This window comes from Dietzia sp. B32 (assembly GCF_024732245.1).
Taxonomy (GTDB): domain Bacteria; phylum Actinomycetota; class Actinomycetes; order Mycobacteriales; family Mycobacteriaceae; genus Dietzia.
Genome location: NZ_CP093845.1, coordinates 2,696,269 through 2,720,850, shown reverse-complemented (window position 1 = coordinate 2,720,850; position 24,582 = coordinate 2,696,269). Strand labels below are relative to the sequence as shown.

15 protein-coding genes and 3 pseudogenes are annotated in these 24,582 nt (G+C 61.3%); 9 read left to right on the top strand and 9 right to left on the bottom strand.

The window, feature by feature from the left end; genetic code table 11:
• Positions 1–12: 12 nt before the first annotated feature.
• From L8M95_RS12870 to L8M95_RS12860, 3 genes are read right to left on the bottom strand one after another with little or no spacing between them, the layout of a single operon-like run.
• Positions 13–1,506, bottom strand: coding sequence for a glutamine synthetase beta-grasp domain-containing protein (locus tag L8M95_RS12870; protein ID WP_260486515.1), 1,494 nt, complete (start codon positions 1,504–1,506; stop codon positions 13–15).
• Positions 1,507–1,564: 58 nt separating this feature from the next.
• Positions 1,565–2,248 carry a trimeric intracellular cation channel family protein gene (locus L8M95_RS12865; RefSeq protein WP_260486514.1) on the bottom strand — a complete coding sequence of 228 codons (684 nt, stop codon included), beginning with the start codon at positions 2,246–2,248 and terminating at the stop codon, positions 1,565–1,567.
• 15 nt (positions 2,249–2,263) lie between these two features.
• A complete protein-coding gene (locus L8M95_RS12860) occupies positions 2,264–3,244 on the bottom strand; it encodes an LLM class flavin-dependent oxidoreductase (protein WP_260486513.1) in 981 nt (326 codons plus the stop codon).
• A 260-nt stretch (positions 3,245–3,504) separates the two neighbouring features.
• On the opposite strand from L8M95_RS12860, the gene L8M95_RS12855 reads away from it, so the two are divergent.
• From L8M95_RS12855 to L8M95_RS12825, 8 genes and pseudogenes are all read left to right on the top strand, one after another.
• Positions 3,505–3,786, top strand: a complete 282-nt coding sequence (locus tag L8M95_RS12855) for a hypothetical protein (RefSeq protein WP_260486512.1) — start codon at positions 3,505–3,507, stop codon at positions 3,784–3,786.
• A gap of 491 nt (positions 3,787–4,277) precedes the next feature.
• Positions 4,278–9,017, top strand: coding sequence for a sacsin N-terminal ATP-binding-like domain-containing protein (locus L8M95_RS12850; protein WP_260486511.1), 4,740 nt, complete (start codon positions 4,278–4,280; stop codon positions 9,015–9,017).
• Positions 9,014–10,546 (top strand): NERD domain-containing protein, encoded by a 1,533-nt coding sequence (locus tag L8M95_RS12845; protein WP_260486510.1) that lies wholly within the window; start codon positions 9,014–9,016, stop codon positions 10,544–10,546. The genes L8M95_RS12850 and L8M95_RS12845 overlap by 4 nt, the downstream gene beginning before the upstream one ends.
• A complete protein-coding gene (locus L8M95_RS12840; RefSeq protein WP_260486509.1) occupies positions 10,543–13,713 on the top strand; it encodes a helicase-related protein in 3,171 nt (1,056 codons plus the stop codon). The genes L8M95_RS12845 and L8M95_RS12840 overlap by 4 nt, the downstream gene beginning before the upstream one ends.
• Entirely contained in the window at positions 13,694–15,520 is a 1,827-nt protein-coding gene (gene drmB / locus L8M95_RS12835) for a DUF1998 domain-containing protein (protein WP_260486508.1), read from the top strand. Before L8M95_RS12840 ends, drmB begins: the two co-directional genes overlap by 20 nt.
• Positions 15,521–15,586: 66 nt before the next feature.
• Positions 15,587–15,847, top strand: a pseudogene (locus tag L8M95_RS17610) (DNA cytosine methyltransferase); the annotation flags it as partial.
• A 51-nt stretch (positions 15,848–15,898) separates the two neighbouring features.
• Complete coding sequence (locus tag L8M95_RS12830) at positions 15,899–16,702, top strand: DNA cytosine methyltransferase (RefSeq protein ID WP_396119797.1); 804 nt, start codon at positions 15,899–15,901, stop codon at positions 16,700–16,702.
• 544 nt (positions 16,703–17,246) lie between these two features.
• A pseudogene (locus L8M95_RS12825) lies at positions 17,247–17,432 on the top strand (transposase family protein); the annotation flags it as partial.
• Between the two features lie 189 nt (positions 17,433–17,621).
• Here L8M95_RS12825 and L8M95_RS12820 read toward each other — a convergent pair.
• The 3 genes from L8M95_RS12820 to istA are packed head-to-tail and all read right to left on the bottom strand — an operon-like array spanning position 17,622 to position 19,804.
• On the bottom strand, positions 17,622–17,774 hold the full coding sequence (locus tag L8M95_RS12820; RefSeq protein WP_260489306.1) for a hypothetical protein: 153 nt from the start codon (positions 17,772–17,774) through the stop codon (positions 17,622–17,624).
• Positions 17,775–17,795: 21 nt separating this feature from the next.
• Complete coding sequence (istB, locus tag L8M95_RS12815; RefSeq protein ID WP_107749414.1) at positions 17,796–18,569, bottom strand: IS21-like element helper ATPase IstB; 774 nt, start codon at positions 18,567–18,569, stop codon at positions 17,796–17,798.
• Positions 18,566–19,804: an IS21 family transposase gene (gene istA / locus L8M95_RS12810; protein ID WP_260486506.1), complete on the bottom strand. Its 1,239-nt coding sequence runs from the start codon at positions 19,802–19,804 to the stop codon at positions 18,566–18,568. The genes istB and istA overlap by 4 nt, the downstream gene beginning before the upstream one ends.
• A gap of 263 nt (positions 19,805–20,067) precedes the next feature.
• On the opposite strand from istA, the pseudogene L8M95_RS12805 reads away from it, so the two are divergent.
• Positions 20,068–20,556: pseudogene (locus L8M95_RS12805) on the top strand (transposase); the annotation flags it as partial.
• Between the two features lie 18 nt (positions 20,557–20,574).
• Here L8M95_RS12805 and L8M95_RS12800 read toward each other — a convergent pair.
• The 3 genes from L8M95_RS12800 to L8M95_RS12790 form a co-directional block, all read right to left on the bottom strand.
• Complete coding sequence (locus L8M95_RS12800; RefSeq protein ID WP_260486505.1) at positions 20,575–22,089, bottom strand: IS1634 family transposase; 1,515 nt, start codon at positions 22,087–22,089, stop codon at positions 20,575–20,577.
• Positions 22,090–22,903: 814 nt separating this feature from the next.
• Complete coding sequence (locus tag L8M95_RS12795) at positions 22,904–23,497, bottom strand: hypothetical protein (RefSeq protein WP_260486504.1); 594 nt, start codon at positions 23,495–23,497, stop codon at positions 22,904–22,906.
• Between the two features lie 90 nt (positions 23,498–23,587).
• The gene (locus tag L8M95_RS12790) at positions 23,588–24,313 is read right to left on the bottom strand and encodes a hypothetical protein (protein ID WP_260486503.1); all 726 of its coding nucleotides are present in this window, start codon (positions 24,311–24,313) and stop codon (positions 23,588–23,590) included.
• Between the last annotated feature and the right edge of the window lie 269 nt (positions 24,314–24,582).

Genomic DNA, 24,582 nt, shown 5'->3' with positions numbered 1-24,582 from the left:
TCCCGCCCCGGTTCAGCCGACGTGCCAGTGACGGCGGATGAGCTCCACCCGGTCTGCGTCGCCGTTTCCGGAGTCGCCCACCTCGTCGTCGTCGTCATCGTCGTCGCCGTCATCACCGCGTAGCCCCGCGAGCACCGAGTCGAGGAGCGCGGCGGGGAACACACCATCGGCCTCGAACATCTCCCGCTCGGCCTCCAGCACGTCGGCCGCTTCCGCGCACGAGGTGGGCAGGGACTCGAAGTCCTCGCCGTCAGCGGCATTGAGGCGCTCGGCCTGCTCCAGGCTGCCCGGGTCGTCGAGCCCGCGCCTGGCCGCCACGGCCATCCCCGCCAGGAGCAGGTGCACGTCGGCTGAACCGTCGCCGAGCCGGAACTCGACGGTCTGGGGGTGCGTGCCGGGCTCGGGGATCGGCTCGGTGCTACCGGGGTTGGCGTGGGCGACCATGTCGGCCAGCACGTTGCCGCCCCAGGCCAACGGGACCCGGACCAGGCCGGTCCGGTCCTGCATCCCCCAGCAGATGTCCTCGGGCGACTCGTCGCCCTCGGCGAACCGCAGGTAGGAGGTGGGGACGGTGTTGCCGAACGCGGACAGTGCCCGGGCGGCCGAGAGGTAGCCGGCGATCAGTCTGCGCGCGGTGTCGGTGATGCCGGCGTCGTCGACGATGACGTTGGCGCCGTCGCACACCAGGCGACTGTGGATGTGCAGACCGTTGCCCGCGCCATCGCCGCTCACCAGCGGGGCGAAGGTCGCCTCGAGGCCGTGGGCGTAGGCGACCTGACGCACCACCCACTTGGTCAGGACGATGGCGTCCGCGGCCTGCTCCAGGGGGACGGGCTGGAGTTCGATCTCGTGCTGGACCAGCTGTCGGTCGTCCTCCAAGATGTTGCCGACCTCGCCGTGCACGTACTTCATCGCGACCCCCATCTCGCGCAGGTGCCCCAGCACCTGCTCGCGGACCCGCTCGTGCTTGGAGAAGGGCGCCGACTCCTGGTAGCCGCGTTCGGACTCGACGGGGTAGATCGGCTCGGGCTCGGCGGCGAGGTAGTACTCCAGCTCACCGAAGGCCTCGAGCGTCATGCCGGTCTGGAGCGTCAACACCTCGGCGGCGCGGCGCACGACCTGCTCGCGCGCGAAGGGCAGCGGCGTGCCGTCGGGTGCGTAGAACGAGCAGAGCACGTCGAGTGAGGTGCGTTCCCCGAAGGGGTTGAGGAACGCGGTGCGGTGGCGCGGGACGATGTAGACGTCACTGGCCTCGGTGTCGGTGCCGGGGAAGACGCTCGAGCCGTCCACCCGCTCGCCGCGGGTGAGCACCTCGTGGAGGTGCTCGCGCGAATTGACGGGGAAGGCGAGCGTCTTGAGCCGGCCGTCGCCGCCGACGTAGCGCAAGTTGACCTGGCTCAGCTCCAGCTGTTCGGCAGCCCGGACGAGGTCGGCAGCGGTGAAGTCGGCCGAGGGCGTGCCGAGCAGGCGGACGAGCGGGTGCGGTTCGAGCGAGTCGATGGCCATGCCCCGTTCTACCAGCGGCGGGGCCGGCCCGCTTCCGGTCAACCGGGTGTCCGCGGTGTCAGTCCAGGTCCTCCGACGAGCCCCGGATACTCCAGCGATGTCGACGACGACCACGTGGACGGCGCTCGGCCTCCTGGTAGTAGTCGAACACTGGTAGACCGAGCTTGAAGCGGATCGCGGCAACGCGAAGGCCGAACCCCACGACCAGGGTGATCGCCGCGCCCCAGTTCTCCGGGACGCCCGCGACCGTGAGTCCCACGTAGACTAGCGCGGCCAGGATCGCGACACTGGCGTACAGCTCCTGCCGGAACACGAGTGGTACCCGGTCGCACAGCAGGTCACGCATGACTCCCCCGAACACGCCGGTGATGACCGCGGCGGCGACGGCGATGATGACACCGTGGCCCATCTCGAGGGCGATCCGGGCACCGAAGATCGCGAAGACGGTCAGGCCGAGTGCGTCGAGCCCCAGGAAGAGCACCCTGAAGTGCCGCATGATCGGGGCGACGACCACGGTGACGACCGCGGCCAGCGCGACCAGTGCGAGGTAGGACGGGTGCTCCACCCAGATGAGCGGATAGTGGCCCAGCAGGACGTCCCGGATCGAGCCACCGCCGATGGCGGTGACGCACGCGACGATCACCACCCCGAACAGGTCCATGCGCTCGCGACCGGCGGCCAGCGCGCCGGTCATCGCCTCGGCGGTGATACCGATGAGGAACAGTATGGTGAGGAATTCCATGGGTTCGACGCGCGACTAGAACCAGAGGTCTGCCAGCAACTCGATCGATCGGTTCCGCACGGCCGGGTCGTAGGCGTAGGTGACGGTGATGAGCTCGTCGGCGTCGGTGCGCTCGACGAACTCCTCGAGCTGCGCCTTGACCGTCGCGGGCGAGCCCACGGCGCTGATCTCGAGCATCGCGGGCGTGCTGCCTGCGAACTCGGACGGGTCGACGGGCGGCTGGATCTTGCGGCTGCGCCCGGCCCGCAGGTCGAGGAACATCTGCTGCAGGGTGGTGAACTGCCGCTGCGCCTCCTCGTCCGTGTCGGCCACGACCACGTTGATGCCGGCCATCACCTGGGGCTTGTCGATGCGCGCGGTGGGCGCTTCGGTGCTGAACGAGTCGCGGTAGACGCGGATGGCGTCGTCGATCTGGTCGGGCGCGAAATGGGAGGCCAGCGAGAACGGCAGTCCCAGCTGCCCGGCGATCGACGCACCGTTGACGGTGGAGCCGAGCACCCAGATCGGCACCTCCGTGTTCTGCGAGACCGACGACAGGATCGGGGTGCTGCGCGCCGTGCCCTCCTCGCCGAACCAGCCCTGCAGGTCGTAGATGTGCCGGGCGAAGGCCTGCGGCTCGGCGGACGAGCGGCTCAGCGCCTGGGCGGTCATGCCGTCGGTGCCGGGCGCGCGGCCGAGTCCCAGGTCGATGCGGTCGCCGTGGATGTTGGCCAGCGTGCCGTACTGCTCGGCCACCATGAGCGGCGCGTGGTTGGGCAGCATGACGCCGCCGGAGCCCACGCGGATCCGCTCGGTCACCGATGCAGCCTGGGAGATGAGCAGCGCCGTGGCGCTGGAGGCGAGGTTGGGGGTGTTGTGGTGCTCGGCGAACCACAGGCGCGAGTACCCCAGCCGGTCGGCGAGCTGCGCGGACTCCATCGAGGCGGCGATGCCCTCACGCGCAGTGGAGCCTTCCGAGATGGAGACCAGGTCGAGGATGCTCAAGGGGACCGACACAACACACCTTTTCGTAGCTCACCGTGACCGCCGCGAACATCCGCGGCTCGTGTGTCGAGGCTACCGACGCGCGGGGATCGGTGACGGATCACGGACCCGGGAGGGGTAGGTGGCGACAACGACGAGGTTCTGCCGTTCCCACATGGCGTGGCCGCCTGCGGGTGTCGGCGTTTCGATCCCCGGCCCGTGTGCTGTACATCGCACTATGCTTATCGTGGGTCCCGCCCGTGCCAGCAGGTCCGAACGAGGGGTCCGATCACATGACGCAGACATGCTCCAGTAAGCCGCTCCACCAACAGGTCACCTCGGGCGAGGCCGACCTCGACGCCTTCCGCAAGCGTCTCACCGCCTCTTTGGCCGAGCGCGAGGAGGTCGACGCCGCGGCGGGAGTCGAGGTCACGGCGGTGACCCGGCCGGAGAGTTCGGGGATGTCCAGCATCTCGGTGCCCTTTGACGCCTCGTGGCCCGCACCGAATTTCAGACCATCATGCCCGCGTCTACCCGGCAAGCTGCGTGACCAAACCTGTCAACTGTTCGCGTAACAGGCGCGATCGACCCCCGTTTCTTCAATTGAGGCCTCGTCTGATCGACGGATTCACGGGCCACCAACTTCGAGGACGAATATCGCCCACGAACAAAACCCGAGATAGGTGCGTGATTGCCGACCCCCCGATCAGTCGTCAGCTCACGAACTTGAGGTGCTCCATCTCTCCGCTCTACTCGGCACCGACGCCGGGTCGTGCGCTCCCAGAACGGCCCACTTGCTGGACGTCTCCGCGACAGGGGCCGTGGCGCAGCTAGACCTGGGAGAGTCCAAAGCGCATGTCTCCCAGCAGCAATCACCTTGAGCAGTAGCCGCCCCCGCCGCCTGACTCGACGCGCAGCGCGCAACTCTTGCCAGACGCAATCATCAATTTCCAACCACCGTCAGTGACACGCCCTAACATTACGGACGTGCCCGATTCGCCTGTCTAGGTCGAGTTCACTCCGGCGAATCAACGTTCGACCAACGAATTGCGAAGGACGAAAGCTGTTGCGCAACAACGAGAAGGTCCTGCTCGACACTAACAGTTGGCGCGCGGATCCCAAGTTAGTTAGCACTCTCCAGTCCCAATTTCAGCAGACCCTCAGCGCTTATCGAGCTCAGCCCGAACTAATCACCGAGCATGCCAACCACGAGGAATCGATCCGCACTGGCGGTTACGCAAAGCGCACGTTGCTGGAGCTGGTCCAAAATGCGGCTGACGCCCTCTCAAATGACCCTGCCGAACCCTTCGACGAGGCTCACGGCAGAGTTGAGATCGTCCTCGACACCGAGAACGAAGTTCTCTATTGTGCCAACGGCGGCAGACCCTTCACTGCCGAGGGTCTGATTGCGATCACGATGGCGCATCTCAGCGCAAAGCGTGGTGATGAAATCGGCCGCTTCGGGCTTGGCTTCAAGTCCGTACTCGCAGTGTCATCTGCACCTCAGGTCTTCAGCCGCTCGATCTCGTTTGGGTTTAATACCGCGAAGGCTCAACATGAGCTCGCGAAAATAATAAAGGCACCACGATACCCAGTACTCAGAACAGCCGTGCAACTCGATCCAGGAGCCGCGTTCGCCGAGGACCCAATCCTCGCCGGGCTTTCGAGCTGGGCAACTACAATCATCAAGCTGCCTGCAGCATCCAATATCAAACGTATCGACCGCGAAATCCGCGACTTCGTTTCCGAGTTCCTATTATTTGTCCATGCTGTCCGCACAGTCCGACTTCGCATAGTGGGCGAAAATGAATTTACGACGTCCCACATCTCGCGAGACCTAGGAGACGGGCGGCTCCGAATAGAAGGCCACGACGGAGAGGGCGAGGATTGGTGGGTCCTGGATCGGATGCACTCTCCCTCGCGAGAAGCGCGACATCAAGTGGGCGAGGCCGTCTCGCGCGCCGAATTCAAGGTGACGGTCGCTATACCCGCTGAACAAAAAAGCCTAAAGACTGGCCAGTTCTGGTCCTATTTCCCCCTGCAAGATAAGACTTCCGCCTCGGCGTTATTCAACGCACCTTGGAGCGTGAACGACGATCGAACCACTCTGCTCCATAACGACTACAATCGCGAGATATTGGGCACACTTGCCGCGATGTTCGTCGAACTTCTCCCGCGTGTAATAACCGAACAGGATCCCGCGGTCCACCTGGACTACATGCCCGCCCGTGGACGGGAAACGCACGGCTTCGGCGACGAACTGCTCACGACCCATGTACCGGTCTTGGCCGCGGACGATCAACTGATCCCGGACGCGACTGGCACCCTTCGAAGCGGCTCCGAGCTACGCCCGCTGGACTTCGATGTCGTATTTGACGCCGAGGTGCATCGGGGCTGGCTTACGTCCCCGAACACCGGCGACGACGTGCCTCACTGGCGCTGTTACACCACTAGGACCCGCATGACGCGCCTACGGGACCTTTTCTCAGCTGGCGCAAGCTTCAATCTCGACGCCGGGGCGAAGGACTCCAAGCGAGCGCTCGAACAGCTGCCCAAGCGTGGCCTGTTGTCGTGGCTGCGTGAGTGGGCCGAGGGATCCGATCCCGTCTCTGCAGCCAATGCCCTGCACACCGTCGTCCGAAACGGAAACCTCGAAGGGATACAGGCGGCAAGAATCATCCCTACCTCGGAGGGCCTCTGCTCCCTGGCAGACAACCGGGTGGTATTTCTCCAGCGCGAGGCGGATCTCGATATTGAGAATGCTGTTTTTGTGGATCCGGTTTTCTTGCGCCAACAAGGCGTAGAGCAAATTCTTCGGGACAGAGGATTTCGCAATCTCGACCCGCAGGCAATCCTCACTGCCCGTATCGCGAAGCTGACCCCGCGATCGCCCGAGACCGACCTGGCTAAACTGTGGGATGCCGCCCTTGACTTACGCCCGGACACTGCAGCGCGCCTTATGCAGCGCGAAGGCGCATCCCTAGTTAAGGTGCCGACGAGAGACGGCGACTGGGCATGGCCTCAGCAAGTCCTTGATCTTGACGTCGAGATTGAGGGCGAGCTTACGATCCGATTACTTGATCGACACCGGTGTGTGCCCGAAGTCGCCCACAGGATAGGAGTTGTGCAGGAACCGATTGCCGACTTCTCCGTCGAGGACGAACCGTTCTTCACGCAATACCAAAGTTGGGCACTCGAGTGGATAAATCAACACTTAGCGCCCGGAGAACGGCCGGTCGAGGCAGTCGAGTTTAACCACTCGGAGGGCCCCGGCCCGTTCTCAGTATTGTTCATGCTCCGAGACAGCTCCGCTGGCTCCCGCTTGAGAGAAACCTGGACAACTGGCCTGCTAACTCTGGATGACCAGCCGTGGACGGCTGACGACATCGAGTCCGGCCGCACTTTTACCCTGCATTCCCCGTCCCGGTGGGCGGTCAAAGCCGCGGGGCTGGTGAGGTCGACCCGCGGCCACCGTCCCCCGTCGGACGTGGTCGCGCCGTCCTTGGTTCGATACGAGCCACTTCTCCCGCTCTATAAGGGTCCGCGAAAGCCGATGGATTCCCTCAGTCTCCCCGACGAGCTCTCTGACGTACCGAGGCACGTCTTCCGGGAGATGCTCGAAAGCCCCGTTTTTCCGGCACCGGTCGACGACGAGGTGCTTGTCGAGTTCGTGCTCGCCGCGACACGCTCTGCGTTCGCCAATGCCATTCCCGCGAGTATTCCCGCCCGCGTCCGCCGCACTTTGGAAGCGCGGGCACCTGAAACCGTGTTCATCGCCACTAACGACGAACAAGCGGACTTCCTCCGGTCCCGAGAACGTGCGTTCTTGCGGGCGACTCCGGAAGACGCGACTGATCTGGTGCAGCTCGTGGGTTGCCGCAGCTTCGAAGAGAGCTTTTCGTTCTCCATGATTATCGAAGGAACCCAATCGAGCGAACCCGTTCTCGACCTCTTCACCGGACTCCGGAATCAAATGGGGTCGCAGCATCTCGAGAACGTCAAGCTTTCCCGGGCCGAAATGATCGCAAAGCGCGTCACCACAGAAGATGGCGTCGAAGACCAGCCAGTCCCATGGCACATTGACGGGTTTGATTTTTTCGTAGCTAATGAAGCAAGTGAGCATCAGGTACTACGCTTCATCAGTGAAGCATTCGGGTTGCATTTCGACAATGCACAGATTGACTCGATCTTGAAGGTCGGCTTGGACCACCACCTAGAGCAGCTCCGTGTGAGAGCTAAGTCAGCCGCAACGGACGCAGAACGACTCGATCTGTATATCGGCCCTGATGACCTCCGGGAAGCCTTGCCCAGTGGCCTTTGGTCTGCTCTGGCTGCTCAAGACCTAGTTGACAAGCGTACGTCGGTAGCAGATCTGTTTCTGACGGTCTACGGCTCCGATTCCCTGAAGATTCTCGCCGACCGATTCCGCGCTGAGGGCTTCAAGGATGTCCCTCGCGAGTGGGCCGGCCTTCCGGCTGCGATTACCTGGGTCCGCAGAATGGGCTTCGACTCCAAGTTCGCGGGCCAGCGAAACCAACCCCGGCCAGTGGAGTTTGTCGTACCTGGCGCTGTAGAACTTGGCCCACTTCATAGCTATCAGAAAAGGATAAGCGAGGAGCTGCGCGTTGTCCTGACTCAGCCGTCGGATGCCGGGCCCAGCCAGAAGGCAATGGTGGAGCTACCGACCGGGGCGGGAAAGACACGCGTGGCGACCCAGACGGCGTTGCGCCTGTTCGTCGACGAGGTGCTCAGCGGAACAATTCTTTGGATCGCACAGTCGGCCGAACTCTGCGAGCAGGCAGTCCAGACTTTCGAGGAGGTGTGGCGCTACATAGGGGACGTTCGCCCATTGACGATCGGACGTCTGTGGTCAAGCAATAAAGTACACGAACCGGATACCGAACTCAGCGTTATAGTAGCCACCGATGCCCAGCTCGAAGAGGTAATCGAAAAGCCCGAGTACGAGTGGCTATCGAAGCCGACAGCAGTATTCATCGATGAGGCACATCGCGCAGGCGACTCCACCCGTTATACCCGGATTCTTAACTGGCTGGGTGTCGGTGGCCGCAACTGGGAAAGGCCGCTTGTCGGGTTGTCCGCTACCCCGTTCAAGGGAAGTGCCTCCGAGATGAAGAAAGCGACCGAATCACTAGCCGCTCGATTTGGTCGGAAACGCCTCGCAGCCTTCGAGAGCGGGGCCTACGCAGAGCTCGTCCGCATTGGGGTGCTCGCCAAGGTTCAACACGAAATTCTCCAAGGTATAGAGATCCCAGATAGCATTCAGGAGAGTCACGCACTTTCCCAAAGTCGCCCTCTAATCGACAAGAGCCTCTACGAGAAGATCGGGCGCTCGGAAGCGCGCATGAAGATACTGGTTGAACACATTCTTGGCCAGGATCCCGAGTGGCCCATCCTCGTGTTCACGCCAAGCGTGCTCTCCGCTCAGGTTTTAGCCGCTTCACTTCGCTACCGTAACGTCAAGGCTGCGTCCGTTAGCGGCCAAACCGGACGCCAGGAAAGGCGCGACGTCATTAAACGATTTAAAGATGGGGAAATCCAGGTCTTGGCAAACTGCGATCTCTTGGCCCAAGGTTTTGATGCCCCGGGAGTGCGCGCACTTTACATAGCGCGACCCACATTCAGCCCAAGCGCCTATATCCAAATGGCGGGCCGTGGATTGAGAGGAAAAGGTAACGGCGGAAAGGAAGAATGCCTAATTGTCGACGTCGCCGACAACTGGGGAGCCATGAACGACTTCCTCGGCTATCGTGAATATGAGGAACTCTGGAAGGAACAACGGGAATGATCCTTGTCCCTTCATTGGCCGACATCGAGCGTCGCGCTGAGAGTAATGCCGAACGAACGTTTGCCCGCCTCCTCCAAAGGACCGAAGGTGACACTGACGCCGTCGCCTTTCATTCAGTACGGCTGCGAGAACATCGTTACAAACAGCAGGCAGAAGCTGACTTCGTCATTCTGTGGAAGCGTACTGTCGTCGTCGTCGAGGTCAAGGGCGGCGGAGTCCGGAAGCACGATGGCACCTGGTACTCCGTCGATCGTCACAATGACTGGCATAAGTTGTCGTCTTCTCCGATGGAGCAGGCCCAATCGGCTGCACACGCTTTGCGCGAGATATTACGAAAAGACAATCTCGGATGGTTCCCGTATCAAGCGTGTGTGGTCACGCCCGATATCGATTCGCCACCCGACGACATCGGATGGAAGCGGACTCACTGGCTTGCGCTTCCGAACATGTCTGGCGAAGGCATTGCGGCCGCGCTTAATGCGATCGTCGCGGAGGCCCAGTCCTGCCCGCCGAGACAACGCCCCGCCCGCGTACACGATCTTCGGACTCGCTTGTTCGGAGAGTTCACGCGTATGCCGGTAATTGACGCTCAGCGGGGAGCGGTGATCGAAGAGCAGAATCGCGCTACCAGTGGGCAGGCGCGAGTCCTCGCTGCATTGTCCCGCAACGACCGGTTGCTGGTCGCTGGAGGCGCCGGCACGGGAAAGTCTCTTGTCCTGATTGAAGCAGCCAAACAGGAGAGCGATAGAGGCAAGTCGGTCCTGATTACATTCAAGTCACCCAGCCTAACGCTGTTCTTTACAAACTATCTCGTCGGCACCCGCATAGATGTCATTCCGTTCGACGCACTAGACACGGATCATCGCTATGACGTCGTCCTCGTCGACGAAGCACAGGACATGATGACCGCGAACGCTATGGACAAAATCGATCAAGTGGTCGCCGGTGGGAGAGTGCAGGGTCGGTGGCGCATGTTCCTCGATCAGAACAACCAGGCCCACGTCGACGGCTCCTACGACCCAGACGTCGTTGAGCTGCTGGGGACCGAAGCAATCTGGGTCGACTTGGATCTGAATGTCCGGAACACCCAGGCAATAGTTCACATTGTTCAAGAGTACCTTGGCGCCGATGTCGGAGACCCTGGCATTGTCCACGGAGAAAAGGTCCAATGGGTTACCGTCCCAGAGAGTTCCGGAGTGACAGATGGTGAAACGGTCGCCGCTACCTTAGTCGAGAGCGGTGTAGCAAGAGCTTCGGTATGGATCATCGATGTAGCTAGCGAATCTAAACCGTTTCAAAGCCCGCTCGACTTCAAAGTTGTAAGCCCGCGTTATGCCAAGGGACTGGAAGCAGAGCACGTAATCGTGTGCAACCTTCCCTCAGAGTTTGACTCTGTCGGAACAGCACGCTTCTACGTAGCAGTGACACGCGCCCGGGTGTCCCTTCACATCGTCATCACCAAGGAAGATCGCCGGAGACTGCAGCGGATGGTCAAAGAAATTACAGTGAGAGGGAGGACTGGCGAATGACGCTGACTCAGGCACAGCATGCCGTACTCGCACACTTGCGATCCGCCTATCTCGGTCCAGACGGCGGGCCAGAGGAGATCCTCACTAACCGGCCAACCCTGCAGTATTCAGTCGGAATACTATTTCCCCGTGAAGAGGAGACCCCTGACGAGGATGGGAGCCCCACCGGTGTCCACGACGAAGTCACCGCGGAGGTCGGCGCGGCGGGTGAAGTCGAAGAGACCGGCGCAACTGTCCCGATTGCAGCGGACTGGCGCCCATCATCGGTGGCTATCTCCTTCATCACCAATCGTCCGGAAGTCGATGTGCGCTTAGCCGGTGCTACATACAAGGCAATTGAAGACGGGGGGCCACCTCGATGGGAACGTCACCCATTTGAGTTTAACGAGGTCAAGATCGCTCGCGGGGGTGGTCCGATGCAGCTAGCAGCTGGCGATGTCCCAATCGAGCTCGGAGCTCGATGGCGTGATACTGACGACTGGCATCTTGTCACCGTTCACACGCGGGTGTTGGCTCCGGCCTCCGGCAACGATCGGATTGACGCCCTCAATTCGCTCTTCCAGGTCAGTCTTGAGGTTAGGGCGAGCGCGGGTGGCGTGTTCGAAGAGTACAACACAACTCGTGCGCTCGAGCTGGACGACGAATCAGCCGAGCTCAGGCTTCGATACAGGAATAGGAGGGTTTACGCGGTCGGTCACGGCATGGCCGCCGACTGGGACGCAGACGAACAAGTCTGTACACGGGTGTGGTTGGAGCCAGTGCCAGCGCACGTCGTCCCCGCTATCGAGACCGTCGGTTTTCCACAAGCCACCCCACAAGCCGAAGCACTCAAGCTCCAGGCGTTGGCGCAGATCGACACCTCCCGCCGCGAGGTGATCGACTCGCTTGAAGCGTTCGTAGGCGCCTTTGCAACCTGGGTATCTGAACAAGAAGAGCGCGTGGCTGGCTTCGGAACGCGCGCGAACATCGCAAGCCGAATCGTCGAGCGATCCGTTGTCTCTCTGGAGCGGATGCGCAAGGCGGTAGAAATGCTGGACGGTAAGGATCAACACAACCTACGCACGGCGTTCTCCCTCGCGATGCGGTCGATGCGTCTTCAGATGCTCCGCAATTCCACCGGTGAGCCCCGTTGGCGCCCCTTCCAACTTGGATTCCTTCTGGTATCCCTGGCTTCGACAACTGACGAGCGCCACCATGATCGCGAGTTGGTCGATCTCATCTGGTTCCCGACCGGCGGCGGAAAGACCGAGGCATACCTCGGCTTGGCTGCAATTGAAATATTTCGCCGGCGGCTGGAGTACGGCGCTGGCGGCGGAGGGACCGCAGTAATCACTAGATACACGCTGCGTCTCCTCACTGCGCAACAGTTCCAGCGCGCTTCGGCTCTAATTTGCTCAATGGAACTACTACGGAGGCCGGGCCCGCACTCCGATCCACTAGCTAGCAAAATGGCTCCATTCTCCATCGGGCTGTGGGTAGGCAACGAAGTCACTCCCGGCACTGTTTCCGAGGGGAAAGCCGCTCTCGACCGGCTATACAAAGCCGCGAATCCCGAAGAGGCAAATCAATTTCAAGTCGAGAGCTGCCCGTGGTGCGACACACCTTTGCTGCCGGCTTCACGTTCGCACGATAGGTCCGCCTACGGTGTGAAACTCATCGGTCGAGAGCTAATTATTCATTGTACGAACTCAGGGTGCGAATTCTATCGCGAGCTTCCACTGAAGGTCGTGGACGAGGCTCTTTATGCCGACCCTCCGACGATCCTCTTAGCTACTGTCGACAAGTTCGCCCGTCTCCAGTTCAAACCAGAAGCGGGGCGGCTCCTCGGCTTGGATACTGGCTACCGGCAACCGTCACTAATAATCCAAGACGAGCTCCACCTGCTCTCTGGCCCCCTTGGCACGACCGTGGCCGTATTCGATGCAGTCTTGCAATTGTTGCTCTCTGCCGGAGGTAGCGCTCCCAAGATCGTGGCGTCAACAGCGACCATTCGCGCATCCGAAGATCAAACGAAGGGGCTGTACGGCCGCAAGGTAGCGCTTTACCCCCCGTCGGGACTGGACGAAGACCGGACATTCTTCTCCCGCCCCGTGAAGACAGGGGAAGGCCGTCTCTACGTCGGACTGATGCCGCAGGCACTCTCCCAGGTGTCCGCGATGGTCTCTGCCGCCTCACCTCTACTCGAGATCCCCGAAGTCTTGACTCGAGATTCGACGGTTGAATCCACGCGCGACGCATACTGGACGGCGGTCATGTATCACAACAGCCTCCGGGAACTCGGTAGGACCGGCACGCTTGTCGTGGACGACGTCAACGCCCGACTCATTCCACGCGCTGAGCGCTTGGGTATCGCACTCCGCACCGTACGAGCCGGCCGAGTTCTCGAACTGACGAGTAGGCGTGGCCCCGCAGAGCTACCAAATGATCTCCGCGAGCTGAAGAAGAGCGTAGACCACTCGAAAGAGGCGATCGATGTCGTCTTGTCGTCAAATATGCTCTCAGTTGGCATCGACATCCCTCGACTAGCCCTCATGCTGATGGTCGGCCAACCCAAGACAACTGCCGAGTACATACAGGCGACAAGTCGAGTCGGACGTGGAGAGGTTCGAGGGGTGGTAACCACTCTGTTCCGCTCAAACCGCGCGCGCGATCGATCCCACTTCGAGACTTTCCGCGGTTACCACGAAACACTCTATCGAAACGTCGAACCCACTAGCGTCACCCCATGGTCGTTGGCGTCTCGAGAAAGATCACTTGCCGGAGCCCTCGTGGCCTTGGTTCGACTTTCTGCGCCGACTCTGAGTGGCAACTCTTCGGCCATTCGACTTGATCTCAGGGAACCGGGCCAGAAGTCGACAATCACAGCGTTAGTGCAGGCTCTTGCTGAACGCGTATGCCGCGCCGACGAAGCCGAACTCGAAGACACCGTGGCACAATTATGGGCGCTGGTGCGCGACTGGGACCGCCGTTCTAGCGCCGCCCGCGCCGCTGGCGAGGATCTTTATTATGACCGGAACCGCGCCGAGGACAAAGCGCTCCTCAAGCGATTCGGCCAATCCGGCGAAGGCTGGCTTGTCGCCGACTCGATGCGATCCGTAGAGCCAAACGTGTCAGTAGAAATACGTGAGCCGCACGAGGAGGGCAAGTATGGAACGAATCAGGCATGACCTCCGACTCTCGGAAACCGTCTCACCGTTCGGAGTCGGCTCCATCGTCGACGTCAGAGGCGAATCCTTGATCGCACCTGATACGTCATGGTGGGACAAGTCGATCTCGACGGAAATCCACTGCGAACGCCTCACCTCGCGGCTTGGTGGCAGCACTCTGCGAGAAGCTCCGACCCACTCGGGTCGCCCGGGTAAGGACACCCGAGGATTGCTGTACTGGCGTTTTCCCACCTGGCGCTTTTGTGAACGATGCACCAGGCTCTCGAGTACGACTGGCCGCTACAAGGGCAAGTGGAAAAATAATTGTGACTGTGGCGGTGCACTCGTACCAATGCGTTACGTCGCCGTGTGCGACAAGGGCAGCCATATCCAGGACATCCCCTGGTTTATGTGGACCCACCGTGGTGGCGACCCAGGAGTCACCGAACACGTTAGATTCTGCCGGTCCTACAAAGAGCTAAAATTCGTCCGGTCTGCCACCCGCGGCGAGGGCCTCGGATCGTTGCAGGTTGTATGCAACGGCTGCGGCCGCACACGTCCATTGACCGATCTCGTCATGAGCGGCTCGCTGAAGCGCGACGGTATTCGCTGCGACGGAACCCAGCCTTGGCAAGACAGCAACCCTCTGGAGCCGTGCGAACATCAGCTCGTGGCTGTCCAACGAGGTGCAACCGGGAACTACATTGCCGACCGAATCTCAGCCCTCGACATCCCCGAAGAAGCTCCGGAATCGACAACTAGGCGCGATCGAATCCGTGCACATATCTATTTCGAGAAGGTAGTGGCAGATAACGGCGGTCCACAGGCAGAGATGGTAGCGGGCTGGATCGCGGATGATCTGGGCTGTAAAGCGGAGGAAGTTCTCGCGCTGGCACTCGACGGCACCGAAACTGAGTCAACGTCGTCGGTGGTCTTAGATTTGAAAGACGGAGAATGGGCCGCATTCCTAAAGAAGCTGAAAGTAGTTGGCCGTGATCACAGCGCATCGGATTTCGTCGTAGATTCTTGGCAGGTCTCAATAGATTCGATATTCCCTCCTTCCCTCACCAAGCCACTGGCGGCACTCGGACAAGTCAACCGAGTTCGCGAAGTCCGGGCTCTCACAGGTTTCCGGCGCCACAGCGCTGAAGCAGCATTCATATCTGCCGACCTGGCAACAGAAAGCCGCCATCATCCCACTTACCCCGCAGTGGAATTATTCGGGGAGGGGATTTTCATCCAATTCGACGAGGGATACATTAGTGGGTGGGAACAGATTCCAGCGGTGAAAGCTAGGGCGGAGATTCTACTCCAGCGCCAGCAAGCTTCCTCATGGGCTCATCGGTTAGAACGGCCCGAACCCCGATTTGTGGCAATCCACACACTCGCCCACCTAATGATCCGGCGACTAGCGTTCGCAAGCGGTTACTCATCCGCATCTCTGCAAGAGCGAATTTATGCGAGCTCAGATCGAGAGGACCCGACCGCTGGCCTGCTCATTTACACCGCTGCTGGCGACGCCCAGGGAACACTGGGGGGACTAGTACGTCTCGGGCACCCTGATCGGCTACTTCCACTACTACTCGGCGCGTTAGACGATGCCGACGTCTGCAGCAACGATCCAGTTTGCATCGAAAGCGACCGCCAGGGAGCAACGAACCTTAACCTGTCTGCCTGCCACGGATGTTCGCTGGTCAGTGAGACGTCTTGCGAGACGGCGAATCGCTTCCTGGACCGGCAGCTGGTACTCGGTGGAGCCGAAGTACCCGGGCTCTTCGACCACGTACTGGAGGATCTCCGCAAAGCTCAGGCCGGGGACTCGAAGTGAGTGCAACCAGAGGCCGATGCTGAACGGATCAGCCGATCTCGTTGTGCGCCGGCTATCATCCTCCCTATGCAACTCCCCCTTGCGAGCCCGGATCGGGCTCCAGCTATTGTCGATCTTTTCGCCGGTCCGGGTGGGCTAGATGTGGGCGCGGCATGGCTTGGGATCCCAGCCATTGGTGTGGAACTGGACGAGAACGCATGCGCTACTCGTAGTGCTGCAAAGCTGGACACCATCCAGGGGGACGTGCGGACTCTGGGCCCGGCAAACTTCCCCAACGCAACTGTCCTGGCAGGAGGCCCTCCGTGTCAGACGTTCACTGTTGCCGGTCCGGGAACCGGTCGTAAATCTCTGGAAGAGGTCACTGGACTGCTAACCCGGATGGCAGCCAGGGATGATATCTCCGACAGCATCCATTCGCTCGATGATGAACGAACTGGACTGGTCCTTGAGCCTATGAGATGGATCCTGGAGGCAGTCGATGCGGACCGGCCTTTCGACGCAATCGTGCTCGAACAGGTGCCTGCGGTACTTCCAGTATGGGCCGCATACCGTGAGATCCTCGAGAAGCTAGGGTACAGCGTGGACCACGGCGTTCTCCGTACCGAAGAGTTTGGAGTTCCTCAGACTCGAAGAAGAGCGGTGTTAGTCGCCAATCGCACGGGCAATTTGCGAGTCACGCTACCTACCCCCACGCACCATTCGTATCGCCGGGGCGCAAAAGCAGAGGCAGGCCAAGATCTCAAGCCGTGGGTTCCGATGTACAAGGCGCTTGAACGTCCGCTGGGATTCGTCGTCGTCTCAAACTACGGCAGCGGCGGGGACCCCCGTAAGCGCGGGCGCCGCCGATTCGATGAGCCGTCTGCAACGGTTACTGGCAAGGTCATGAGAAACCGCGTTCAGCTAGAGAGTGGGACGTGGGACAGGTTCTCCTATCACGAGGCCGGACGCTTACAAACCTTCCCCCGCGACTATCCATGGTCGGGGAAAGATATTGGCCAACAGATCGGGAATGCAATTCCGCCGCGCCTCGGTGCACATATCTTGGCTTCTGCGCTGGGGCTAGAAATCAACGAAGACAGGCTTGACGCGTTCACCCGAGCCCCGTGGAGCTACTCAAGGGGCGGTGGGATCAGTTTCCAAAAAGGCCAGGAAAAGGACACCCTCATCGGAGCAACGAACTGACGTGCCACTTAATGCAACTAGGCATACAGAAAAGGTTATAGGACCTAAGTAAATAACCTAACACCTCGTCGCGATCACTTAATTAATCGAGCGCAATCCTGGGCCTCGTCTCCCGGAGTGCGGCGAAGCATGCGATACAGTCGCGGATTAGATACTGTCCTGGACGTAGCGGTCCGCCGGGAATTGCATCGGAAGGGTCGCCGCTTCTTGGTGAATCGTCGATCTGCCGCCACAATACGGCCGACGAGCCATGCCCTCTTCCCGCGCGGGATAATGGCAGTACCACGAGACGGCGACTCCTGGTACGGCTGCCCCGAGCACTTCGTCATCACGTTCGTCAACGCCAGACCCCCTTAACCGGCCCTTCCGGATCCGGAGTGCGTAGCGGGGGTTCGCTGAGGGCGCGGTGATGTGGGAGTCGAGGGGGTCCTGGGGCGTGTGAAGATGCAGGTTCCTACGCCTTGCATCGAACACCCCAGGACCCGCTTTGAACGCTACCGCCAGCCTGCTCGCCGACACCATCTGCCGCACCGTCGAGTTGGGCGTGACGATCACCGACGCCGCCGTGGCCGGCGAGTTCACGCACTTGTTCTGCTCTCCGGTGGGCCTGGATCCGGTCTGCGCCGAGTGCGGGACGGCCGGCCGCCTTCGGGATCATGTCGAACGGAAGGTCACTGATCTGCCGATCGTTGGCCGCCCGACCAAGCTGCATGTACGGGTACCTCGCTTCACCTGCGAGAACACCGAGTGTACGACTAGGATCTTCCAGCAACGCACGCCGTTGCTCGCCGAGGCCCGGGCCAAGACCACCCGCCGCTGCACCCGCTGGATCCTGCAACGTCTGGCGATCGATCGCACCAGTGTGTCCGCGGTCGCGAAAGCTCTCGGGGTGGGATGGGACCTGGTCAATGACCTGGCGCTATCGAAGATCCGCACCATGGTCTACGACCAGCCCGGCCACCTCGACGGGGTCCGCGTCCTTGGAGTCGATGAGCACAAGTGGAAGCACGTTCGCGGCGACGGCAGCAGTGTCCGTGTACAGGGTGACGGGTCGTTCGGGGTACAGGTTCACGTGTCGGTGTCCGGCTGGGTCTTATGGTGCCGGGTCCTCAGCGTTGCTGACAAGGTCTGCGCGATCTTTGAGGCGGTAGGACGGCCCGTTGATGGCGATGACCTCGCAGTGGTGCAGGTACCGGTCGAGGATCGCGGTGGCCAGCACTTCGTCGCCCAGGACCGTGCCCCATTCGGCGAAGGTCTTGTTGCTGGTGATGATCGTGGAGCCCTTTTCGTAGCGGCGTGAGATCAGCTGGAAGAACATGTTTGCCTCAGCGCGACTGAGGGGGAGGTATCCGACCTCGTCGATTACCAGCAGTGATGGCCGGGCCAGACTCGACAGCTGCTTGGGCAGGGTGCCGAGATTGTCGGCCTTGCGCAGCTTGCGAACCAGTTCATCCAGGGTTGTGTAGTAGATCGAGTGGCCGGCCCGGCATGCGGTGACCGCGAGTGCCACGGCGATGTGGGTTTTGCCGACTCCGGGCGGGCCGAGCAGGGCGACGTTGGCTTTGCGTTCAACGAATTCCATCGCCGCGAGGTCTTTGAGGCGCCTGGCGTCGATGCCGGGTTGGAACGCGAAGTCGAAGTCCTCCAGGGTCTTGTGGTGTGGCAGCCCGGAGAGTTTGAGCGCGTTGCGGAATCGCCCCGATTCCCGGTGGGTGACCTCCTCCTCGAGCAGCTGGTCTAGAAAGTCCAGGTAGCCCAGCTGGGCCTGCTCAGCTCGGGCGGCAGCATCCGCTGCACTGGCAGCGGTATGGGGTAGCTTGAGCCGCTCGGCGGCGGCGGAAATGCGACTGACGACGAATTCGCTCACGATGCCTGACCTGCCACGAGTTCGTAGGAGGCCAGCGGCCGGTGAATATCCGGTACCGGCTCAATTCCTGACAGGAACTGCTCTAGTACCGACATCGACCCCATGGGCTTTACAGGCGTAGTGCCGTCGTCCGGCAGGATATGGCTGATGGCGCGTCCTGTTCCGTCGGGCAGGCCGTCCCAGTGAGAGGGGTCGATGATCCACTCATGCCCTCTGCTTCCCCGGCGGTGAGTGGCCAACACCTTCGCCGGGGTATCGAGACGACAGATCATCACGTGGTCGGCGGTGGCTCGAACCAATACTTTCATCCTGGCTGCCACCTCGGCGGCGGGCACCGAATAGTGATTGGCCTCGAACGAGATCAGGCAGTCCTTGCCCACAGTGCGCACGTGATCGTCAAAGATCTCGTACCCCATGGCCGGGAGCGGACCCAGGGCTGCGTGATCGGTTGCAGCGGCCTCGCCGATGACTTGCCCGTGGGTGCGGTGCGCCTGCTTACGGCGGATCGTCACCCACCGGGCGAACGCGGCATCAGCGTCGTCGGTGGAGCGGAAACTGCGGCCGGCCACGACGTGTTCGCGCACGATGTCGACCTGCCGCTCGACCCGCCCTTTCCCGGTGGGCCGGTACGCAGCCAGCACGTCGATGTCGAAGCCGTAGTGCCCGGCGAATGCGGTGGCCGCGGCCGTGACCGGAACGGCCTTACCGGGGGCCACATGGCGACGCACCACGGTCTTGAGTCGGTCGTAGACGATCGCCGCTGGCACCCCGCCGAAGTGGGCGAACGCCCGCCTGTGGCAGTCGAAGAACGTTGCGGCATCCATTGAGGTCACGAAGCAACAGAACGGGTCTCTCGAGTAAGACAGCGTCATGTGAAACGAGTAGATGCGCACCCCGGTGCCCAGCAGATCGCCTTCATCACCCCAGTCGACCTGCGCCTGGGCCCCGGGAAGAGTGGCGATACGTCGATGCAGACTCGCCGTCCCTGGCTCATCAAGACCGAGCTCGGCACGGATCTCGGGGCGGCGGGCCCGGCAGTAGTTCTTGACCCGCTGGTAGTGCACGTGCACATCGTGCTCATCGGCCAGGCGTTCGCAGATCACCGTGGCCTTGATATCGATGCAGGCTCGCAGCATCACATCGATCAATGCCGCGATCGCCGCGGTGATTGCGATTCGCTGCGTGCCCTTGCGTGACGGCGCCGACGGCGGCGAAACCGGGGCATCCTCGGACAATTACTTGCGCACCGTGCGCCAGTCGCAACCGCACTCGCGACCGATTTCCGCGTACGACATGCCCGTCGCACGCAGCTGCTTGAAACGTCGGATATTCATCCAGGACTCCTCATCCAGGATCATGGAGGTGGGCCACCCTTCGGGAATCGTCAACTTGCCGGAAGACGACTCCAAGGGTGGCCCACCCACCTCGGCGAACAACTACGGAACGCCGAACACCGACCTACACATGAACCTGTCCCCGGACCGACACATCAGGGTGTACGCGGACAAGCAGCTCGTTCGTCACCGTGCTGGTCGACCTCACCCCGGTGGTCGATGGCACCGGCCCGGCCCGCCTGCTGGACATGGTCCCGGGCCGTTCGGCGAAAGTCTTGACCGACTGGCTCGCCGCTCGTGACCAGGTGTTCCGTGACCGGATCAAGGTCGTGACCATGGACGGGTTTGCCGGCTATGACTCGGCCGCCGCCAAGGCTGTGCCTGCGGCGCGGACGGTGATGGACCCGTTCCACGTCGTGCACCTCGCGGCGGACAAGCTCACCGTGTGCCGCCAGCGCGTGCAGCAGTACACCACCGGTCACCGCGGCAGATCCGGCGACCCGCTCTACGCGATCCGCCGCGCCTTGCTCACCAGGGAGGAACTGCTGACAGACAAACAGAAGGCCCGACTGTGGAAGGCGTTCGTCGCCCACGACGCTCACGCCGCGGTGGAGGTCACCTACCGCCTGTGCCAGGGCCTGATCAACGCCTACGACCTGAGTTGGACCTCGTTAGTGCCCCGCGGCGATGGCTGTGAGGATGGCTTGGGAGTCGTCGTCGAGCGGGGTGCGAGCGGTGAGCTTGTGTCCGTCGACGTCGATGACGACGGTGTGGATCCGGCGCAGTGTCCGCACGATCTTCTTGATCGACGTCCCGGTGCGATTTTGCAGGTGGCGGGCGATCGCTAGGGCGGCGAAGACGATGGTCAGGTGCGCTTCGATCGAGTCGCGGGTGCGGCTGAAGATCGGCCGCGCCTTCAGGTCAGACTTGGCCATGCGAAAGGACTGCTCGACCCTCCACAGGTCGTGATACGCCGCCACGACGGCATGGCCGTCCATCACGGACGAGTCGATGTTGGTGACGTAGCCCTTGTAGCCGGCCGACTGCCGCGCCCGCTCGATCGACGCCTCGTCCAGGGCGACGGTTTGGCCAGTGACCTTGACGAACCGCTGCTTCTTGAGCGGTTCTGACCGGTCAGCGACCCGCTGCGCACGGTCGATCTGCGCGTTGAGCGTGCGGCGATCCCGCTGAGCACGCTGCCACTTGTAGTGCCACACCACCCGCCGGTCGCGCCGATCCCGTCCCTGCCCCATCGGGCGGATCAACTCCACGACCTCGCCGTCGTCGATGGCGTTGCCACGCCGCCCGAAGTGGTCCTCCAGCTCCTTCGGTGCCTTGGAGGTGCGGGAGGCGACGATGAACGACAGTCCGGCGTCCTCGAGCGCGTTGAGGTTGGCCGCTGAGAGCATCCCGGCATCGGCGACCACGACCATGTCGCTGATCTGGTGGCGCTGCTGGAAGGCGGTGATGACCGGAATGAGCGTCTTGGTCTCAGCTCTATTGCCCTCGAAGACGTGAATATCCAGCGGGAACCCGTCCCTGGCCACCAGCAGACCGACGGTGATCTGCGGGTCCACGCGGCGTTCCTTGCCCATGCCCACCTTGCGCAGGCTGTCTTCTTTCTCGGCCTCGAAGTACAGCGTGGTCAGGTCGTACAGCACCAGGGCGACGCCCGGGCCGCCGGCGGAGGTGACGTGCTCCCAGCACGCGGTTGCTAGCGCGGTGCGGTAGTCGCGTTCGACGCAGCGAGCCAGTGCCCTCTTGATGCTCGACAAGTGCGGAGCATCAACGCCGATGTCGTCCAGGACGCGAGGTGTATCGAGTTTGCTGGTCGGCTCGATGAGTCGAGCGCACACCAGCGCCTTGAACGTCTCATCGGCCACGGCATTGAAGCCAAGGGCGTCGAAGGTGCTGGTCAACGTCTGCCACAGCAGTTCGCTGGAGTGCCGGCGCACCACCGCATCCCCGCCGGAACGGACCTGCGCTTCCGTCTCCAAGCCCAGTTCCAGCGGTTGCTGGCCGGCGGTGATCTTGCCCCTTGCCACCGCGATCAACGCCGCCAGCTCGCCCTCGGTGTGCGCGGACCCAATGTGTTCCAAGATCTTCCGCTGACCGCGGATCTTCTCCACGATCTGCACCGCCGTCGCTCCCGACGACGTCTTCACCTTCCGCACGAACGGGCTCACACCCACAAACTACAGCCCGGCTAGTGCCCCGAATCCCTTACCCGAAGTCCGCTGACCAGCAGCGATGAATGCCGCTGGCCCCGAAACCCCATCAAGAGGTCCAACTCAGGTCTGAACCCACCGTGATCGAGACGTAGCCAAGTAGGTCCAAGACGCGCGTTAACTTATACTTAGTCGGTGTCTAGCGAATCTGGTGCAGGCTGCGGCTGTGCCGTTGCCATAGGTGTTGCCCTCCTGCTGGGATTGGGAATGTGTTCGTCCTCCGAGGACGACAGCACATCACGCAGCCCCGGCAGCTCGAGTAGCAGTGGCACCCGTCTTAGCCCATTGGATTGCGAAGCGCTGAGGATGACGGCCCTTGACAACGACAACCCCGAGCCGTGGAAGGCGTTGGACAAGTACGACAAGTACTGCTGACAACCCCCTGCCTTTTCAGGCTCACCACGGGTCGGGGGAGGAATCGGTGGTGGCTCCCCACTCCCATTGCGGTCCGGATGTCGACTCGACGTCTGGGCCGCGCTCTTGTTCTGCGGCACGGTGGGCCAGATAGGACTCAGCGAAGTCGTCAGACGCTGCGGGTGCCGGCGCGGTGGTGAGCGAGCCGTATGTCGCCACTAATCGGGTGCCCACCGCTCCGACACCGCGAGCGAGGCGACCTGAGCCGACTTCGCAACGCCCCAGTTTGTGGCAGCTCCCGAACCCCAAATAATATGACCCGCAAGCATCGCCCACCAACTAATCAAATGACGAAATCAGTGGTGGCGATGAATGGTTTCGGATGGACCGCTTATCCCTTGTCGACAGATGGTCGCTTTTAATCCTGGCCGCCGAGGTACTGATCGTCTGCAACCTCGCTGGGATTTCCGACAAAAACGCAAAACTTCAGTTTATGGCTATCTATATGGCCATCCCCCCAAGTGTACGGGTAGGTTTCGCCCTCCACATATTCGTCAATTCGCCCGTCGTCTCCGTAACCAACCAACGTAAAGTTGTATGACGTGCCGGCAGACAGCCCCTCCGCCTCGACGACGCCTTGAAAGCTCTCCCAAACCATCGTTAGCTGTTCATCAGAGAACGTCCGGAGATCGACGGGTTTAGGTACGGCTCTCGGATCATATAATCCTGGAGCCCCATCAACTAGCGAAACTGACTTAATGAAGGATTGGAAAGTATTTTCACGATCACTAAATGTAAAACTTCCGGTTGAATATATGTCATCGCGAGTCTTGCACTCCTCGCCGTGAATGACCTTGCCGTCGTTGGAGAATGGCGTCCAGGCTCCGGCTCCACCGTCCCCGCCGTTTCCGCATCCGGACAGGACGAGGGCGGCGGCGCTGGCTGACCAAATTGCAGCCCTGGTCCGGCGTTGAGCCGTACGTGGCAGTGTTAGCTGGTGGAGATCCGTCATAATTGCTCCGAGTCATAGAATTCTGTCCCCAAGGGGACTTCAAAGAGGGCGACCAGAAGATTAAGCGGCCCGGACGTTCTACCATCATCCCTAAAGCCGTGAGAAGCGGGACCACGTGAATTGATATGGATATGGCCTTCCGCCAGCGCGGGCGGGGTACATGCAAAATTTAAGGTCTTGACTGTCTAGCAGTCCGTCGTAATGCGATGGTGGGTAGTTTCCAGGTTCGAACGACTTAACCGAGCCGTCTTCGTTGTAATAATTTGAGATTGCCCCTTCGCCAACAGCTAGAAACGAAATGAAGTCGTCGTCATCCATATCAGGAAAACTAGGACCCCCCAGCTTGGTGTACTCTTCCCACAGCTGGGCCTTCTGAGCTTCGCTTAAGCTAGAGATCTCGGTCTCCGTCGGGTTCGTATTAGATGTCAAACCCGCCTCACCCTGTACCGTCGCACCGTCCCAAAAGAAATGTCCGGACCATAGCTCTTCTGGATTGCGCGCCCAATGAGTTCGGTAACCGAACTCATTCTTGAGCATCCCTATTTCCCAGTCGTAGTAGATGTCTAATTGGTCCCAGCACTCGTGACGTTCTTTAAAAGTGGCAATCTCAGCAGACACGTCGTACTCGGAGAGCGAATGTAGATCCCACGCCCCCTTCGGGCCGACACTCGAGTCCACCTCCGCATTGACGGTGGGTGCGAGCGCAATAAGCGCTGTAACGCCAGCTACGAGCGCGCTGAAAGTCGGCCAAACCCTAGCTGAACGCTTTGGAGCCGTCTGAGACAACCCGTGCATCACCGTCTCCTCAGATTCCAATCTAACCATCTTCTTATCAGAGGTGGTTATTATAGCGCGATTGGCTGCACGTACGGGGTATCTCGACCATGCCGCCGACAGTTAGATGGCCGGCCGTCGGAGCGGGTCAGCGAATCGCTGTTCGCCGGATCGCCTCTGCCGTGGCGGTTCCGAGGCTAAATAACGACAACCGCGAGCCTTCAAAGGCGTTAAGCAACTACGACGACTTCTGTCGATAACTCTCTCCCCTTGGTACTCACCACGGGTCAGGGGCGGAATCGGTCCGGCCG